This window comes from Kitasatospora sp. NPDC030952, from assembly GCF_055571335.1.
Genome location: NZ_JBVIFM010000045.1, coordinates 14551 through 30804, shown reverse-complemented (window position 1 = coordinate 30804; position 16254 = coordinate 14551). Strand labels below are relative to the sequence as shown.

The 16254-nt window shown below is 74.3% G+C and carries 12 protein-coding genes; 1 reads left to right on the top strand and 11 read right to left on the bottom strand.

Annotated elements, in window-relative coordinates; genetic code table 11:
• Positions 1–92: 92 nt before the first annotated feature.
• From rny to ACZ47G_RS39090, 6 genes are all read right to left on the bottom strand, one after another.
• A complete protein-coding gene (gene rny / locus ACZ47G_RS39115; RefSeq protein WP_465751197.1) occupies positions 93–1523 on the bottom strand; it encodes a ribonuclease Y in 1431 nt (476 codons plus the stop codon).
• A gap of 178 nt (positions 1524–1701) precedes the next feature.
• Complete coding sequence (locus ACZ47G_RS39110) at positions 1702–2583, bottom strand: regulatory protein RecX (RefSeq protein ID WP_465751195.1); 882 nt, start codon at positions 2581–2583, stop codon at positions 1702–1704.
• Positions 2584–2590: 7 nt separating this feature from the next.
• On the bottom strand, positions 2591–3706 hold the full coding sequence (gene recA / locus ACZ47G_RS39105) for a recombinase RecA (RefSeq protein WP_465751193.1): 1116 nt from the start codon (positions 3704–3706) through the stop codon (positions 2591–2593).
• A gap of 223 nt (positions 3707–3929) precedes the next feature.
• The gene (locus ACZ47G_RS39100; RefSeq protein WP_465751201.1) at positions 3930–5063 is read right to left on the bottom strand and encodes an AI-2E family transporter; all 1134 of its coding nucleotides are present in this window, start codon (positions 5061–5063) and stop codon (positions 3930–3932) included.
• A 111-nt stretch (positions 5064–5174) separates the two neighbouring features.
• On the bottom strand, positions 5175–5369 hold the full coding sequence (locus ACZ47G_RS39095) for a DUF3046 domain-containing protein (RefSeq protein WP_350507756.1): 195 nt from the start codon (positions 5367–5369) through the stop codon (positions 5175–5177).
• Positions 5370–5745: 376 nt separating this feature from the next.
• The gene (locus ACZ47G_RS39090) at positions 5746–7413 is read right to left on the bottom strand and encodes a S8 family serine peptidase (RefSeq protein WP_465751191.1); all 1668 of its coding nucleotides are present in this window, start codon (positions 7411–7413) and stop codon (positions 5746–5748) included.
• A gap of 276 nt (positions 7414–7689) precedes the next feature.
• Between ACZ47G_RS39090 and ACZ47G_RS39085 the strand changes: the two genes are divergently transcribed.
• A complete protein-coding gene (locus tag ACZ47G_RS39085) occupies positions 7690–12486 on the top strand; it encodes an ATP-dependent helicase (RefSeq protein ID WP_465751189.1) in 4797 nt (1598 codons plus the stop codon).
• Between the two features lie 71 nt (positions 12487–12557).
• Here the strand turns inward: ACZ47G_RS39085 and ACZ47G_RS39080 are convergent, their stop codons facing one another.
• The 5 genes from ACZ47G_RS39080 to rimO all read right to left on the bottom strand — a co-directional run bounded on the left by ACZ47G_RS39080 (position 12558) and on the right by rimO (position 16247).
• Positions 12558–12857, bottom strand: coding sequence for a hypothetical protein (locus ACZ47G_RS39080; RefSeq protein WP_465751187.1), 300 nt, complete (start codon positions 12855–12857; stop codon positions 12558–12560).
• A gap of 75 nt (positions 12858–12932) precedes the next feature.
• A complete protein-coding gene (locus ACZ47G_RS39075) occupies positions 12933–13301 on the bottom strand; it encodes a helix-turn-helix domain-containing protein (protein WP_049660741.1) in 369 nt (122 codons plus the stop codon).
• Positions 13302–13614: 313 nt separating this feature from the next.
• Positions 13615–14091 carry a CinA family protein gene (locus ACZ47G_RS39070; protein ID WP_465751185.1) on the bottom strand — a complete coding sequence of 159 codons (477 nt, stop codon included), beginning with the start codon at positions 14089–14091 and terminating at the stop codon, positions 13615–13617.
• Positions 14092–14106: 15 nt separating this feature from the next.
• Positions 14107–14745 (bottom strand): CDP-diacylglycerol--glycerol-3-phosphate 3-phosphatidyltransferase, encoded by a 639-nt coding sequence (gene pgsA / locus ACZ47G_RS39065; protein ID WP_465751183.1) that lies wholly within the window; start codon positions 14743–14745, stop codon positions 14107–14109.
• Positions 14742–16247, bottom strand: coding sequence for a 30S ribosomal protein S12 methylthiotransferase RimO (gene rimO, locus ACZ47G_RS39060; protein ID WP_465751181.1), 1506 nt, complete (start codon positions 16245–16247; stop codon positions 14742–14744). Before rimO ends, pgsA begins: the two co-directional genes overlap by 4 nt.
• Positions 16248–16254 lie beyond the last annotated feature (7 nt).

Sequence of the window (16254 nt, the reverse complement as noted above, 5' to 3'; positions counted from 1 at the left end):
TCAGTTGGAATCGCGCCACACGACATGGTCTACCGGATCAGACCCCGCCACGAGGGCGAATCCCACAGATTGATCACGACCAAATACGCGCCCTAACCGGCCACCGCCGTGGCCCGGCTCTCCCGGACCACCGTCACCCGGATCTGGCCCGGGTAGGTCAGCTCCGCCGAGACCTGCCGGGCCACCTCACGGGCGATCAGCTCCGCCCCGAGGTCGTCCACGGTGTCCGGCCGCACCATCACCCGCACCTCGCGACCCGCCTGCATCGCGTACACCTCCGCGACCCCGCTGTGCGAGCGGGCGATCTCCTCCAGCCGCGCCAGCCGCCGCACGTACAGCTCCAGCGACTCCTTGCGCGCGCCCGGACGCCCGCCCGAGCAGGCGTCCGCGGCCTGGGTCAGCACGGCCGTCACGGTACGGGGCTCCACCTCGCCGTGGTGGGCGGCGATCGCGTGCACCACCTCGGGCGACTCCCCGTGCCGCCGGGCGAAGTCCGCGCCGACCGCCGCGTGGCTGCCCTCCGCCTCGTGGGTGAGCGCCTTGCCGATGTCGTGCAGCAGCGCCGCCCGGCGCACCGGCTCCGGGTCGACCCCGAGCTCGGCGGCCATCATCCCGGCCAGGTGCGCGGACTCCAGCAGGTGCCCGAGCACGTTCTGCCCGTACGAGGCGCGGTAGCGCAAGGAGCCCAGGGTGCGGACCAGTTCGGGGTGCATCCCGCCGATCCGGGCGTCCAGCAGGGCGTCCTCGCCGGCCCGGACGCAGCGCTGCTCGACCTCCACCCGGCTGCGCTCGTGGACGTGCTCGATCCGGCTCGGCTGGATCCGGCCGTCCTCGACCAGCTGCTCCAGGGTGAGCCGGGCGGCCTCCCGACGGACCGGGTCGAAGCAGGAGAGCTGCACCGAGGCGGGGGTGTCGTCGACGATCAGGTTGACGCCGGTGACCGCCTCGAAGGCGCGGATGTTGCGGCCCTCCCGGCCGATGATCCGGCCCTTCATCTCCTCGCCCGGCAACCGGAAGACGGTGACGGCGGTCTCCGCGGTCTGTTCCGAGGCCAGCCGCTGGATCGCCCCGGCCAGGATCTCCCGGGCCCGGCGCTCACCCTCCTCCTTGGCTCCGCGCTCGATCTCCCGGACCGTGACGGCCGCCTCCCGCCGGGCCGACTCCTCGGCCTCGCGCAGGAGTTGGGCGTGCGCCTGCTCGGCGGAGAGCCCCGCGGCGCGTTCGAGTGCCGCCGCCCGCCGGGCCACCAGCGCCTCGACCTCGCCCCGGGATCGCGCCAACTCCGCCGAGCGCTCGGCCAGTTCGTCCTCCCGCTGGCGCAGCCTGCGCAGCTCCTCGGCCAGACTCTCCTCGCGCCGGGCCAGTTCGGCCCGCTGCCGGCCGCTCTGTTCCTCGGCCGACCGGCGGGCCCGCTCGGCCTCGGCCAGGGCCTGCCGCTGCGCGGTCCGCAGCCGCCGGAACACCAGCACGGCGAACACCGCGAGCACCACCAGGACGGCGACGGCCGACCCGACGATCGGCACCAGAGCGCCACCCGGACCGGTACCCGCCGAGATCCCCATGCGCCCCACTCCCCGTCCTTGCGCTGGGCGCCGTCCGGAAGCGGCCCCGCACTGAGTGCGAGGCTAGGTCGGGGTCACGAAAGGGTCAAGACTCGGCCTGGTTCAGACCAAGAAACACGCCGAACCGTCACTCCCTCCACTACCCCCACTCGTTTGCCGACGGCTCTCCGGCCGCCTCCTCCTCCAGCACACCGCGCACCACCCGGAAGGCGAGGCCCTCGGAGTAGCCGCGCCGAGCCAGCATGCCGACCAGCCGCCGGGTGCGGACCTGCGGATCCAGCCCCCGGGTGGACCGCAGCTTGCGCTCGACCAGCGCCCGGGCCGCTTCCGTCTCGTCGTCGTGGTCGACCTGGACGAGGGCCTGCTCGACCAGTTCGGCGGTCACGCCCTTGGTCCGCAGCTCCTGCGCCAGCGCCCGCCGGGACAAGCCCCGGACGGCGTGCCGGGACTCCACCCAGGCCGCCGCGAAGGCCGCGTCGTCGATCAGCCCGACCTCTTCCAGCCGGCTGAGCACCCCCTCGGCGACGTCCTCCGGGATCTCCCGCTTCCGCAGGGCGTCGGCGAGCTGCTTACGGCTCTTGGCGGCGCCGGTCAGCAGCCGCAGACAGATGTCACGGGCGCGACTCTCCGGATCCGCCTCCTCCTCGGCCCGCTTCCGCGAGCCGGGGGCCTTCTCCTCCGGCGCCCCCTCGCCGGAACGCCCACCCCGCCGGCTGCGGCGCGGACGGGCCGGCGAAGCGGGCGGGGCGGCCACACCCCCGTGCCCGGCCGCCCCGGCCCCGCCCTCAGCGCCCGGCTCCCCACCCAGCGCCGAACGGCGACGACGGCGCCCGGTGGGCAGCTCGGAGGCGGAGACCAGCCCGAGCGCCTCGATCGAGGCCCCCGCCTCCTGCTCCCCGACAGGCCCCGGCCCCGGCCCCGGCTCCGACTCGGGCTCGGGCTCCTCCGCCACCGCGGCGAACCAGTCCGGCGGCCCGTAGTCGTCGTCCTCCGGGCCACCGCCCACCATCTCGTGCTGCATCAACGGCTCAGGCCTTGGCAGCCGCCGTCTTCTTCGCCGCGGCCGTCTTGGCGGCGGTCGCGGTGATCGGCTTGGCGGCACCGTCTTCGGCAGCGGCCTCCGGCTCGCCCTCGGCCGGCTCCTCGGCCTTGGGGCCGATACCGAGCTTGCCCTTGATCTTCCGCTCGATCTCGTCGGCGAGCTGCGGGTTGTCCCGCAGGAAGTTGCGGGCGTTCTCCTTGCCCTGGCCGAGCTGGTCGCCCTCGTAGGTGTACCAGGCGCCGGACTTGCGGATGAAGCCGTGCTCGACGCCCATGTCGATCAGGCCGCCCTCGCGGCTGATGCCGATGCCGTACAGGATGTCGAACTCGGCCTGCTTGAACGGCGCGGCGACCTTGTTCTTGACGACCTTGACCCGGGTGCGGTTGCCGACCGCCTCGGTGCCGTCCTTCAGGGTCTCGATCCGGCGGATGTCCAGACGGACCGAGGCGTAGAACTTCAGCGCCCGGCCACCGGTCGTGGTCTCCGGCGAGCCGAACATCACACCGATCTTCTCGCGCAGCTGGTTGATGAAGATCGCGGTGGTGTTCGACTGGTTCAGCGCACCGGCGATCTTGCGCAGCGCCTGGCTCATCAGTCGGGCCTGCAGACCGACGTGCGAGTCACCCATCTCACCCTCGATCTCGGCGCGCGGCACGAGCGCCGCGACCGAGTCGATGATCACCAGGTCGACCGCGCCGGAGCGGATCAGCATGTCGGTGATCTCCAGGGCCTGCTCACCGGTGTCCGGCTGGCTGACCAGCAGCTCATCGGTGTCCACGCCGAGCTTCTTGGCGTACTCCGGGTCGAGCGCGTGCTCCGCGTCGACGAAGGCGACCCTGCCGCCGGCCTTCTGGGCGTTGGCGGCGAGGTGCAGGGTCAGAGTGGTCTTACCGGAGGACTCGGGGCCGTAGATCTCGACCACCCGGCCGCGCGGGATGCCGCCGACCCCGAGGGCGACGTCGAGGGCGGTCGACCCGGTGGAGATCACCTCGATCGGCTCGTTCGCCTTCTCGCCGAGGCGCATCACCGAGCCCTTGCCGAACTGTCGCTCGATCTGGGCGAGCGCGGCCTCGAGGGCCTTCTCCTTGTCCGTACCTGCCATGGCTTTTTCCCTCGGGTTCTGTGCTGTGCGCTTCATCGTCCTCGACGCTAGCGCGTCCCACTGACAAACGAGCCCCACCCGGCTCGCCCTGTGGAAAACTCCACGCCGGAGAGTACAAAAGAACATCTGTTCGATTCAAGCCCCGCAGCTCCCGAACACGCCGCGGGGCGGGCAGTGGATCCACCCCACCACCCGCCCCGCACCGTCCGTCACTCCCCGCCCGTCACTCCCCCTCGCCGCCGACCATCCGGCGCAGCCGCCGCGCCGCCTCCCGACGCAGCTCCCGGCGGGCCCGCCGCTGCTCGCCCCGGTCGATCCGCGGGTCGGTGGCCACCTCGTACCGCCGCACGTACGTCCCGACGAAGCCCTGCAGGGTCGCCGCCGCCGGGATCGCGATCAGCGCGCCCACCGCACCCAGCAGCGCCGCGCCCGCGATCACCGCGCCGAAGGCCACCGCCGGGTGCACGTCGACCGTCCGGGCGGTGATCCTCGGGTGCAGCACGTAGTTCTCGACCTGCTGGTAGACCACCGTGAAGACCAGCACCCACAGCGCGTCCACCGGCTCCAGGGTGAGCGCCACCAGCACCGGCAGCGCACCCGCCAGGTACGTCCCGATGGTCGGCACGAACTGCGACATGACGCCGACCCAGACCGCCAGCGCGGCCGAGTACGGCAGGTCGATCAGCGCGAACATCACCCAGTGCCCGGCCGCCGACACCACCGCCAGCACCGCCCGCGAGTACAGGTAGCCGCCGGTCTTGGCCAGCGCGATCTCCCAGGCCCGCAGCACCTCGCCCTGCTTGGCGGGCGGCAGCAGCGAACACACCGTCCGGCGCACCCGCGGGCCCTCGGCGGTGAAGTAGAAGGTGAACAGCCCGACCGTGAAGGTCTGGAACAGCCCCCCGATCAGCGTGGACGACACGCCCCACACGTTGTCCGCGGCCTGCTGGGCGTAGCCCTCGAGCGTCCCGGAGTCCTTCAGCAGCCGCTTCTGCAGCTCACCCAGCGAAAGGTCCTGATGGAAGGTCCGGTTGACCCAGCCGATCAGATTGTCGACCAGGTGTGGCAGGTCCCCGGCGATCTTCGCCACCTGATCCACCAACAACGTGCCGAGCGCCGCCAGGAACCCCACCACCGCGACCCCGACCGCGACGAACACCAGGAAGGTCCCCACCCCCCGCCGCACCCCGCGCGCCGCCATCCGGTCCACGGCCGGCTCCAGCGCCAACGAGAGGAAGAAGGCCACCAGCAGCATCACGAACAGGTCGATCAACTGCCGGAACGCCCAGTCCGCCAGCTGGAACAGCCCCACCAGCACCAGGAACAGCACCATCGCCCGCGGCAACCAGGGCGGCATCCCGCCCCACAACACCCCGCCCCCCGCCCGCGTCCGCTCCGCGTCCGGGTCCTTCTGCTCTCCGCTCGTAGTCACCCGGACAGTCTGTCTCACCGCCCCCACGACAGGCGCTCACCGCAGCTGCGCGGAAACCCCCTGAGTCTCACAGACCACCCGCCAGACGTCCTTGGCCTCCCAACCCGCCTCCAACGCCTGGCGCACCGTCCGCCCACCCAACTCACTCATCACGTGATCGGACGCGAACGACTCCGCATACCCCTCCCCGAAGTGCGCGTACATCCGTCGCCAGAACTCCGTCAGCCTCATGCCCCCCAGTATCCCGGACCCCCCACACCCCCACCGGGCGCCCAGGCAACACCCCGCCCCCCCACAACACCCACCCCCCAACCCGCACCCACCCGCACCCACCCACGCCCACCCACCCCTCACCCCCTCACCACCTCCCCTCCCACCCGACCCAGGCGAGAGGGACGCGCTGCGGGAGGGGGCGGTGGAGGGGGTGGGTGCGGAGAGGGGCGTGACGGGTGATTTTCAGACTGCCAACGGTCTCAACCCCCCACCCACAGAGTCGGCAGTCGGAAAATCACCCAGCCCCCGGAGCGCCCACCCCCGGAACCGCCCCCGGCGCCACCCACCCTCCCGAAAGCCCACCCCCCAACAACAGCCCCGCGCAGCGGCCCCCTCACCGCGGCACCCCCAACACCCCCACCCCGAAATACCGCCGATCCCCACACCCCCCCATCCCCACCGGACACCCTCCCGCCGCCGTGACCGCCAACAACTCCGCCAGCTGCCCCGCCCCGAACCCCGGATGCAGCGCCGCCGCCACCGCCACCGCCCCCGTCACGTGCGCCGCCGCCATCGAGGTCCCCGCCAGCGCCGCGTACTGCCCGCCCGGCCAGTCCGAGATGATCGCCCCCTGCGCCCCGCCGTCCGGGTCCCCGCCCGGGGCTGCCAGCGAGACCCGGCCGCGCCCGTAGTTGGTGTACGAGGACGGATGCCCGTCCCGGTTGACGGCCGTCACGGTGACGACCCCGGGCAGTTCGCCGGGAAGGCGGATGCACTCGGTGCCCAGGTGGCGGCTCTGGGCCGGCTCGGAGACCCGGTCGTTGGGGCTGCGTTCGTCGAGCCGGGCGGCGCCGAGGTCCTGCCCGTCGTTGCCGGCGGAGGCGACCACCACCGCGCCCTTGCGCCGGGCGTACCCGACGGCCCGGCCGACGGCGGTGATCAGCGCGGCCTGGTCGCGGTCCTCGGGGCAGTTGTACTTCCACGGGTCGGCGAAGTAGCTGTCGTTGATCGCCTTGGCCCCGTGGTCGGCGGCCCAGAGCATCCCGCAGACGATGTTCTCCGCGTAGTACTGCCCGAGCGGCCCGAGCAGCCGGACGGCGGCGATCCGCACCCCGGGGGCGACCCCGGTGACGCCCTTCCCCGCCCCGGCCGCGCCGATGATCCCGGCGACGTGGGTGCCGTGCCCGCTCTCCCCGACCCCGGGGTCGGGCCGCCAGGAGCCGGTCCGGGCGTCCGGACGGCCGTCGGCGCAGGAGACCGAGGCCTTCGGGTCGACGGCCGCCCGCAGGTCCGGGTGGGTGTCGTCGACGCCCGAGTCCAGCACCGCGACCAGCACCTTCCGCAGCGCATCCGCGCCCGGCGCGCCCCCGGACGCCGTATCCCCGGTCGGCCCCGACGCCGCATGGATCATGGCGAGGTTCCACTCCCCGCCCTCCGCCGGATCCGGAACCGTCACCGTCCCCTCGTCATCCAACCCCTCCGAACCCCGCCCCACCGCACTCCGCCCCTCCGAACCCCGCCCCACCGAGCCCCGCACCACCGAACCCCGCCCCACCGAGCCCCGCACCACCGAACTCCGCCCCACCGAACTCCGCCCCACCGAACTCCGCCCCTCCGAGCCCCGCCCCTCCGAGCCCCCACCCCGTCCTCCCGCCGCGAAGTCCCCCGCCCCGGCCACCGCCCGCGGCGGCCCCACCACCGGCACCGTCCGCGTCGCCCCGACCGCCGCGATCCCGGGCCGCGCCCGCACCCTGTCCGCGAATCCCCCGGTCGCGTACGCCAGCACCGCCCCGATCTGCGGGTACTCCTGCACCACCTGTCCGCCGGCCGCCCGGCTCTCCGCCCCCGCCCGCGCGGCCCCCGCGGCGTCCTCCTGCGCGGCCAGCACCAGATAGCTGAGGTACGCCCGCGCGGGCCCGGACACGTACGGCACGGCGCCGCCCAGCGCCAGCGCCGCGAGCAGCATCGCCAGCAGCACCCGGACGGGCCCGCCGACCCTGCGGCGACGGACCCGCCGGTGCCGGCCCACTCCGACGCGCCCGGACTGGTGCGCCTGCGCCATCCCACGCTCTCCGCTCGTCGGTCCGGTGAGGCCGCACCCCTACGGCCCGGTCACGGTCTGATCACGCGCCCGATTCCTCACCATATGAGCCGATCATCATTCCCGCCCCCGCAACTACACCCCGCCCCTCGCACCCTCGCGCCCCCGCCCCTCACCCCCTCGCGCCCTCGCGCCCTCGCACCCCCGCACCCCCGCGCCCCCACACCCCCGCACCCCCGCACCCCCGCACCCCCGCATCCCACCTCACTTGTCAGTCCCACCCGGCACCATGGGGGCATGGCGCCCCAGCACCCGACCCCACCCGCCGACACACCCGAGCCCGACGCGCCCCAGCCCGCCGACCCCCTGGCCGGTTTCGCCCCGATCACCCGGGCCTGGTTCACCGGTGCGTTCTCCGCCCCCACCACCGCCCAGTCCGAGGCCTGGCGCGCCATCCAGCGGGAGACGGACGTCCTGGTGGTCGCCCCCACCGGCTCCGGCAAGACGCTGGCCGCCTTCCTCTCCGCCCTCGACCGGCTCAGCAGCACCCCACCCCCCGCCGAGCCCAAGCGCCGCTGCCGGGTGCTCTACGTCTCCCCGCTCAAGGCCCTCGCGGTGGACGTCGAACGCAACCTGCGCGCCCCGCTGACCGGCCTGCGCCAGGCCGCCGTCCGGCAGGGCCTGCCCGAGCCCGAGGTCCAGGTCGCGATCCGCTCCGGCGACACCCCGGCCGCCGATCGCCGCCGCTTCGCCACCCACCCGCCGGACATCCTGATCACCACCCCCGAGTCGCTCTTCCTGCTGCTCACCTCGGCCTCCCGGGAGGCCCTGCGCGGCGTGGACACGGTGATCCTGGACGAGGTGCACGCGGTCGCCGGCACCAAGCGCGGCGCCCACCTGGCGCTCACCCTGGAGCGGCTGGACGAGCTGCTGGACCGCCCGGCCCGCCGGATCGGCCTGTCCGCGACCGTCCGCCCGGTGGAGGAGGTGGCCCGCTTCCTCAGCCCGCAGCGCGGCGCGGTCGTCGTCCAGCCGCCCGCCGCCAAGGAGTTCGACCTCTCGGTGGTCGTCCCCGTCCCCGACCTGGACGACCTGCCCGCCGCCCCGGCCGCCGGCGGCGCCGCCGAATCCGACCCGCAGCGCCGGCAGTCGATCTGGCCGCACGTCGAGGAGCGGATCGTCGACCTGGTCGAGGCGCACCGCTCGACCATCGTCTTCGCCAACTCCCGTCGCCTGGCCGAGCGCCTGTGCAACCGGCTGAACGAGATCGCCCACGAGCGCGCCACCGGCACGGCCATCCCCGGGGCGCACGCCCCGGCCCAGCTGATGGGCGGCTCGGGCGCCGCCAAGGGCGCGCCCGCGGTCATCGCCCGGGCCCACCACGGTTCCGTCTCCAAGGAGCAGCGCTCGCTCGTCGAGGAGGAGTTGAAGGCCGGCCGGCTGCCCGCCGTGGTCGCCACCTCCAGCCTGGAGCTGGGCATCGACATGGGCGCCGTCGAACTGGTCGTCCAGGTCGAGTCCCCGCCCTCGGTCGCCTCCGGCCTGCAGCGGGTCGGCCGGGCCGGCCACCAGGTCGGCGCGGTGTCCACCGGCGTCTTCTTCCCCAAGTACCGGGGCGACTTGGTGCAGTCCGCCGTGGTGACGGAGCGGATGCGGGCAGGCCGGATCGAGGCCCTGCGCATCCCGCGCAACCCGCTGGACGTGCTCGCCCAGCAGCTGGTCGCGATGACGGCCCTGGACGCGTGGCCGGTGGACGAACTGCTCACCGTGGTCCGCCGCGCCGCGCCCTTCGCCACCCTCCCCCAGTCCGCCTTCGACGCCGTGCTCGACATGCTGGCCGGCCGCTACCCCTCGGACGCCTTCGCCGAGTTGCGCCCCCGGGTGGTCTGGGACCGGGTGGCCGGCACGGTGACCGGCCGTCCCGGCGCCCAGCGACTGGCCGTCACCTCCGGCGGCACCATCCCCGACCGGGGCCTGTTCGGCGTCTTCATCGCCGGCAGCGCCGCTGCCGACGCGAAGACGGGCGGAGAGGGCGGAAAGGGCGGAAAGGGCGGCGGCCGGGTCGGCGAGCTCGACGAGGAGATGGTCTACGAGTCCCGCGTCGGCGACGTCTTCACCCTCGGCACCACCTCCTGGCGGATCGAGGAGATCACCCACGACAAGGTGCTGGTCACCCCCGCCCCCGGCGTCCCCGGCCGACTCCCGTTCTGGAAGGGCGACACCCTCGGCCGCCCGCTCGAACTCGGCCGCGCCCTGGGCGCGTTCACCCGCGAGCTGGGCGCCCTCCCGCCCGAGGCCGCCACCGAGCGCCTCAAGCGGGCCGGCCTGGACGACTGGGCCGCCGCCAACCTGCTGGACTACCTCGCCGAGCAGCGGACGGCCTGCGGTCACCTCCCCGACGACCGCACCATCGTGGTGGAGCGCTTCCGGGACGAGCTCGGCGACTGGCGGATCGTCATCCACTCCCCCTTCGGCGCCCAGGTGCACGCCCCCTGGGCCCTCGCCCTCGGCGCCCGGCTGCGTGAGAAGCACGGTCTGGACCCCCAGGTCATGCACGCCGACGACGGCATCGTGCTCCGCCTCCCGGACGCCGACCTGCTCTCCCCCGACTTCGATTTCAGCAGCCCTTCGGAACCAGCCGGTCCGGCCTCCGACGAGGCCCCGGTCGGCGCCGACGCCGCCCTGTTCGAGGCCGACGAGATCGAGCAACTGGTCACCGACCAGGTCGGCGGCTCCGCCCTGTTCGCCTCCCGCTTCCGCGAGTGCGCCGGCCGCGCCCTGCTGCTCCCCCGCCGCAGCCCGGGCCGCCGCACCCCGCTCTGGCAGCAGCGCCAGCGCGCCGCCCAGCTGCTCGAAGTCGCCTCCGAGTACGGCTCGTTCCCGATCGTCCTGGAGGCCGTCCGGGAGTGCCTGCAGGACGTCTTCGACGTCCCCGGCCTGGTCGAGCTGATGGGGGACTTGGAGTCCCGCGCGGTCCGCCTGGTCGAGGTCACCACCCCCGAGCCCTCACCGTTCGCCCGCTCGCTGCTCTTCGGCTACGTCGCCCAGTTCCTCTACGAGGGCGACTCCCCGCTCGCCGAACGCCGGGCCGCCGCCCTCTCGCTCGACTCCCGGCTGCTGTCCGAGCTGCTCGGCCAGGCCGAGTTGAGCGAGCTGCTCGATCCCCAGGTCCTCGCCGAGCTGGAGGCCGAGCTCCAACGCCTCACCCCCGAGCGCAGGATCAAGGACGCCGAGGGCGTGGCCGACGCCCTGCGGCTGCTCGGGCCGCTCACCGAGGCCGAGTTGACCGCGCGCGGTGCCGAGCCGCTCTGGGCCCTGGAGCTGGAGGCGGCCCGCCGGGTGATCCAGGTCCGGATCGCCGGCGAGCAGCGCTGGGCCGCGATCGAGGACGCCGGACGGCTGCGCGACGCGCTGGGCACCCCGCTGCCGGTCGGCGTCCCCGAGGCCTTCACCGAGCCGGTCAAGGACCCACTGGGCGATCTGCTGGCCCGGCACGCCCGCACCCACGGCCCGTTCACCGCCGCCGGGGCGGCCGCCCGCTACGGCCTGGGCACCGCGGTCGTCACCGGCACCCTCCAGCGGCTCACCGCCGCCGGCCGCCTGGTGCAGGGCCAGTTCCTCCCGGCCGAGGGCCATACCGCCGCCGAGTGGCACACCGCCCCCGAGTGGTGCGACGCCGAGGTGCTGCGCCGGCTGCGACGCCGCTCGCTGGCGGCGCTGCGCCAGGAGGTCGAGGCCGTCCCGCCGCGCGCCCTGGCCGCCTTCCTCCCGCAGTGGCAGCACCTGGGCGGCCACCGGCTGCGCGGCCCGGACGGCCTGCTCCGGGTGGTCGAGCAGCTCCAGGGCACCGCGCTGCCCGCCTCCGCGCTGGAGAAGCTGATCCTCCCGGCCCGGCTCGCCGACTACTCCCCCGGCCTGCTGGACGAGCTGATGGCGGCCGGCGAGATCGGCTGGTGCGGCGCCGGCGCGCTGCCCGGCAAGGACGGCTGGCTCAGCCTGCACCTGGCCGAGAACGCCCACCTGCTGCGTCCCGAGCCCGTCCCGCCCGCGCTCACCCCGCTGCACGGCGCCCTGATGCAGGCCCTGGCCGGCGGCTACGGGCTGTTCTTCCGCCAGCTCGTCCAGCAGCTGCCGGAGGAGACGCCGGAGCCGGAGGTGGTCGAGGCGCTGTGGGACTTGGTCTGGGCCGGATACGTCAGCAACGACACCCTGGCCCCACTGCGCGCCCTGCTCGGCTCCGGCCGGACGGCGGGCGCCACCGCCCACCGCGCCCCCCGGGCCACCCCGCGCGGCCGCTACGGCGGCGCGGGCCGCGCCTTCGGCCGGACCGGCGGGGCATTGCGCAGCGGCCCGCCGACGGTGGTCGGCCGCTGGTCGCTGCTGCCCGCCTTCGCCGCCGATCCGACGGTCCGGGCCACCGCCCGGGCGCAGAGCCTGCTGGACCGGCACGGTCTGCTCACCCGCGGCACGGTGGCGGCCGAACGGGTGCCCGGCGGCTTCGCCGGGGTGTACCGGGTGCTGGCGGCGATGGAGGAGCGCGGCCGGGCTCGCCGGGGCTACTTCGTCGAGGGCCTGGGCGGCGCCCAGTTCGCGATGGAGGGCGCGGCCGACCGGCTGCGCTCGGTCAACGGCCGGCTGGAGCGGGCCCGGGCCACCGAGTGGCCGGCCGCCCCGGCCACCGAGCCGCCGCAGCTGCTGGTACTGGCCGCCGCCGATCCGGCGAACGCCTACGGCGCGGCACTGCCCTGGCCCGAGCCGCCCGCCTCTGCGGGTGCCAAGGACGGGGCCCCGGGCGCCAGGGAGTCCAAGGCCCACCGCCCCGGCCGCAAGGCGGGCGCCCTGGTGGTGCTGGTGGACGGCGAGCTGGCGCTCTACGTGGAGCGGGGCGGCAAGTCCCTGCTGGCCTGGCCGGAGGAGGACGCGACCCTGGCGCTGGCCGCCGGAGCGCTCGCGGGGGCGGTCCGCGCGGGCGCGCTCGGCAGCGTCACGGTCGAGCGTGCCAACGGCGAGCCCGCGCTGGGCTCCGAGCTGGGCCGCGCCCTGGAGGAGGCGGGCTTCCACGCCACGCCCCGCGGCCTGCGACTGAGGCCGTAGCCGCCGCGTGGGCGGCGGAACAGCACGGAGGCCGCGGAGTCAACGACCCCGCGGCCTCCGGCCACGTCGATTCACCCGATCGGAGGCGGCTGTGCCTCCGCCCGGCCCACGGCCTCCTCGCGCCCGCGTGGGCGCCGGACCGGTCCGGTCGCGTTCCGGTCGGCGTGGACCGGGATGAGACCGAGTCCCCAGCCGCCGGCCGCCAGGAGCCCGAGCACCGCGCCGTCGGCCAGCTGGCCCCGGAAGGCGACCAGCCACCAGGCGAGCCCGGCCACCAGGAACGTCAGGACCCAACGGACCGACCGGGGCACCGATCTCCGCATCCGCAGCCGTATTCGGGCCACCGCGCGCACCGTCGCGACTCTTCGCACGACCGCCCTCCTCCGTTCGCCCCGGGGCTTCTCGTGCCCGTCGTGGACGGGCGCCCGGGAGGTACGAGGCCGGGATCAGGCGGCGACCACGTCCATCGCGGCGGCCTTGGGCGACATGTTCGCCCGGTCGGTGCCGGGGGCGGGCAGCGGAACCGGTTCGAGTACCGGCCTCAGCAGATCACCTTCGGAGAGGGTGGCCATCGCCGCAAGTTCGGCGAGCGACAGTTCGTCGCTGACCTCGCGCATGACCTCGGACATCCGGACGTCGAGTGCGTCGCAGATGGCGGAGAGCAGCTCCGAAGAGGCCTCCTTCTGTCCCCGCTCGACCTCGGAGAGGTATCCGAGCGAAACCCTGGCTGCCGCCGACACCTCGCGGAGTGTGCGGCCCTGGCGCTGGCGCTGCCGACGCAGTACATCGCCCAGTAGGCGACGGAGCAGGATCATCGGTGCCTCCCTCCTCGGACTGCGGATCGAGATGTCACGCCCCCACCGTACCGCCTTGCCCGCTTCGCGTGCGGGGACCCTGGTCGTGTTCACTCTGGGCTGCAAGGCCGTCCCCCTCCTTGTTCCGGTGTCGTACCCGGGTTCGCGGGCCCCTCGTGGTACCCGACCTGGCCCACCCGGCCACCGTCACGCAACTCGTTCGCCACCTGGTTTCTGCCCAACCAGGCCGTTGGATGTAACACGATCCTCCAGCTGTGCCATACCCGCGCCCGTTCGGCAGATCCCGGTTCGGTGGAGATCCGGCCGCGGGCCCCTATCGAGCGAGCCGGCCGACCAGCAGCTCCAGTGCGGCGGTCACCGCCCCGTGACGGATTGTGGCACGCGCGCCCGACAGCAGGGGAGAGCTGACCAGAGTTCCCCCCGGGCCCGCGACCGCCAGGTGTACGGTGCCCACCGGCTGCCCGTCCTGCGGCTCCGGACCGGCCACCCCGGTCGTCGCGAGCCCGTACGTCGCGCCCAGCAGCCCGCGCACGCCCTCGGCCATCTGCCGGGCCACCACCGGGTGGACCGGACCGTACACGTCCAACAGGCCCTCGTCCACACCGAGCACCGACGCCTTCAGCTCGGTGGCGTACGCGGTGACCGAGCCGCGGAAGGTCGCCGAGGCCCCGGGGACGTCCACCAGTGCGGCGGCCAGCAGCCCGCCGGTCAGCGACTCGGCGACGGCCAGGGTGCCGCCCTCGGCCCGCAGCGCGGCGTGCACCCGTTCGGCCAGCTGGTAGTCCGTCACCGAGGTCCCCCGTTCCTACCGGTCCGCGCGCTCCGCGGCCGTGCCCTCGCGGCGCAGTCGCGCCGCCTGTCCGATGTAGTCCAGCGCGGTGGCCACGGTCAGCAGCACCGCCAGCGCCATCAGGACGGCCCGCCCGGTGGCCAGCCAGCCGGTCAGCGGCAGCACGTACATGCCGACCGCGGTGCCCTGGGTCAGCGTCTTGAGCTTGCCGCCGCGGCTGGCCGGGATGACGCCGTAGCGAATCACCCAGAAGCGCATCAGGGTGATGCCGAGTTCGCGGGCGAGGATCACCACGGTGACCCACCAGGGCAGGTCGCCGAGCACCGAGAGGCCGATCAGCGCCGAGCCCATGATCGCCTTGTCGGCGATCGGGTCGGCGATCTTCCCGAAGTCGGTGACCAGGCCCTTGCGGCGGGCGAGCTCACCGTCGAACAGGTCGGTGATCATCGCGATCGCGAACGCGGCCCAGGCCACGGCCCGCCACTTGGGGTTGTGCCCGTCGTCGGCGAACAGCAGTGCCACGAAGACCGGCACCAGCAGCACCCGGATCATGGTGAGCACGTTGGCGATGTTCCAGATGCCCGGCACCGGCGGCAGCGCGGCCGCCGGTCTGCCCGGGTGGGCCGCGGCCGGGGCGCCGGGCCCCTTGGTCATTCCCCGACTCCCGGAGCCTCGGCCCCCGCGGTGCTGGGCGCTCGCACCTGCTCCAGCGCCTCGGCGATCAGGTCGACGCCCTCGCTGGCCACCACGGTGGCCCGCCAGAACTGCCCGACCTGCGGGTCCTCGACGCCGTGCAGGGTGGTCAGGCCGTCGGTCTCCGGGGCCTGGTGGGCGGAGCGGCCCTCGACCACGCCGTCCTCGATCGACTCGATCAGCACCTCGACCTCGGTGCCGATCCGCTGCTCGGCCCGCTGGGCGGTCATCTCCTCGGCGAGCCGGCTCAGCCGGTCCAGCCGGTCGGCGACGACGTCCTCGGGCAGCTTGCCGTCGTAGGTGGCCGCCTCGGTGCCGTCCTCGTCGGAGTAGCCGAAGACGCCGATCGCGTCCAGCCCGGCGTGGGTGACGAAGCGCTCCAGCTCGGCGAAGTCCTCCTCGGTCTCACCGGGGAAGCCGACGATGAAGTTGGACCGGGCGCCGGCCTGCGGGGCCTTGTCCCGGATGGTCCCCAGCAGCTGCAGGAACTGGTCGGTGGAGCCGAAGCGGCGCATCCGGCGCAGCACCGCGGGCGCCGAGTGCTGGAACGACAGGTCGAAGTAGGGCACCACGTCGGCGGTCCCGGTCATCGCGTCGATCAGTCCGGGGCGCATCTCGGCCGGCTGCAGGTAGGAGACCCGCACCCGCTCGACGCCCTCGATCGCGGAGATCTCGCCGAGCAGCGTCTCCAGCAGCCGGATGTCGCCGAGGTCCTTGCCGTACGAGGTGTTGTTCTCGCTGACCAGGACGATCTCGCGGACGCCCTCGCCGGCCAGCCACTGGGCCTCGTTCAGCACGTCGGAGGGGCGGCGGGAGATGAAGGAGCCGCGGAAGGCCGGGATGGCGCAGAAGGAGCAGCGGCGGTCGCAGCCGGAGGCGAGCTTGACCGAGGCGACCGGGCTGTCGTCCAGCCGCTTGCGCAGGGTGCGCGGGCCGGAGGCCGGGGCGAGGCCCGCGGGCAGGTCGGAGATCGGCTCGGCGACGGCCTCGGCGCCGTGGCCGGGCAGCGCGACGGCCTCGGCGGCGGACTGCCGCTCGGCCGGGCTGATCGGCAGCAGCTTGCGGCGGTCGCGCGGGATGTGCGGGGCGTGGTGGCCGCCGGAGAGGATGGTCTGCAGGCGGTCGGAGATGTCCGAGTAGTCGTCGAAGCCGAGCACCCCGTCGGCCTCGGGCAGCGCGTCGGCGAGCTCCTTGCCGTACCGCTCGGCCATGCAGCCGACCGCGACGACGGCCTGGGTGCGGCCGTGTCCCTTGAGGTCGTTGGCCTCCAGCAGGGCGTCGACGGAGTCCTTCTTGGCGGCCTCGACGAAGCCGCAGGTGTTGACGACGGCGACATCGGCCTCGGCGGCATCGTCGACGAGCAACCAGCCGTCGGCTTCCAGTCGCCCGGCGAGTTCCTCGGAGTCCACCTCGTTGCGGGCGCATCCGAGCGTGACAAGGGCGACAGTACGGCGTTCAGGCATAGGCCCA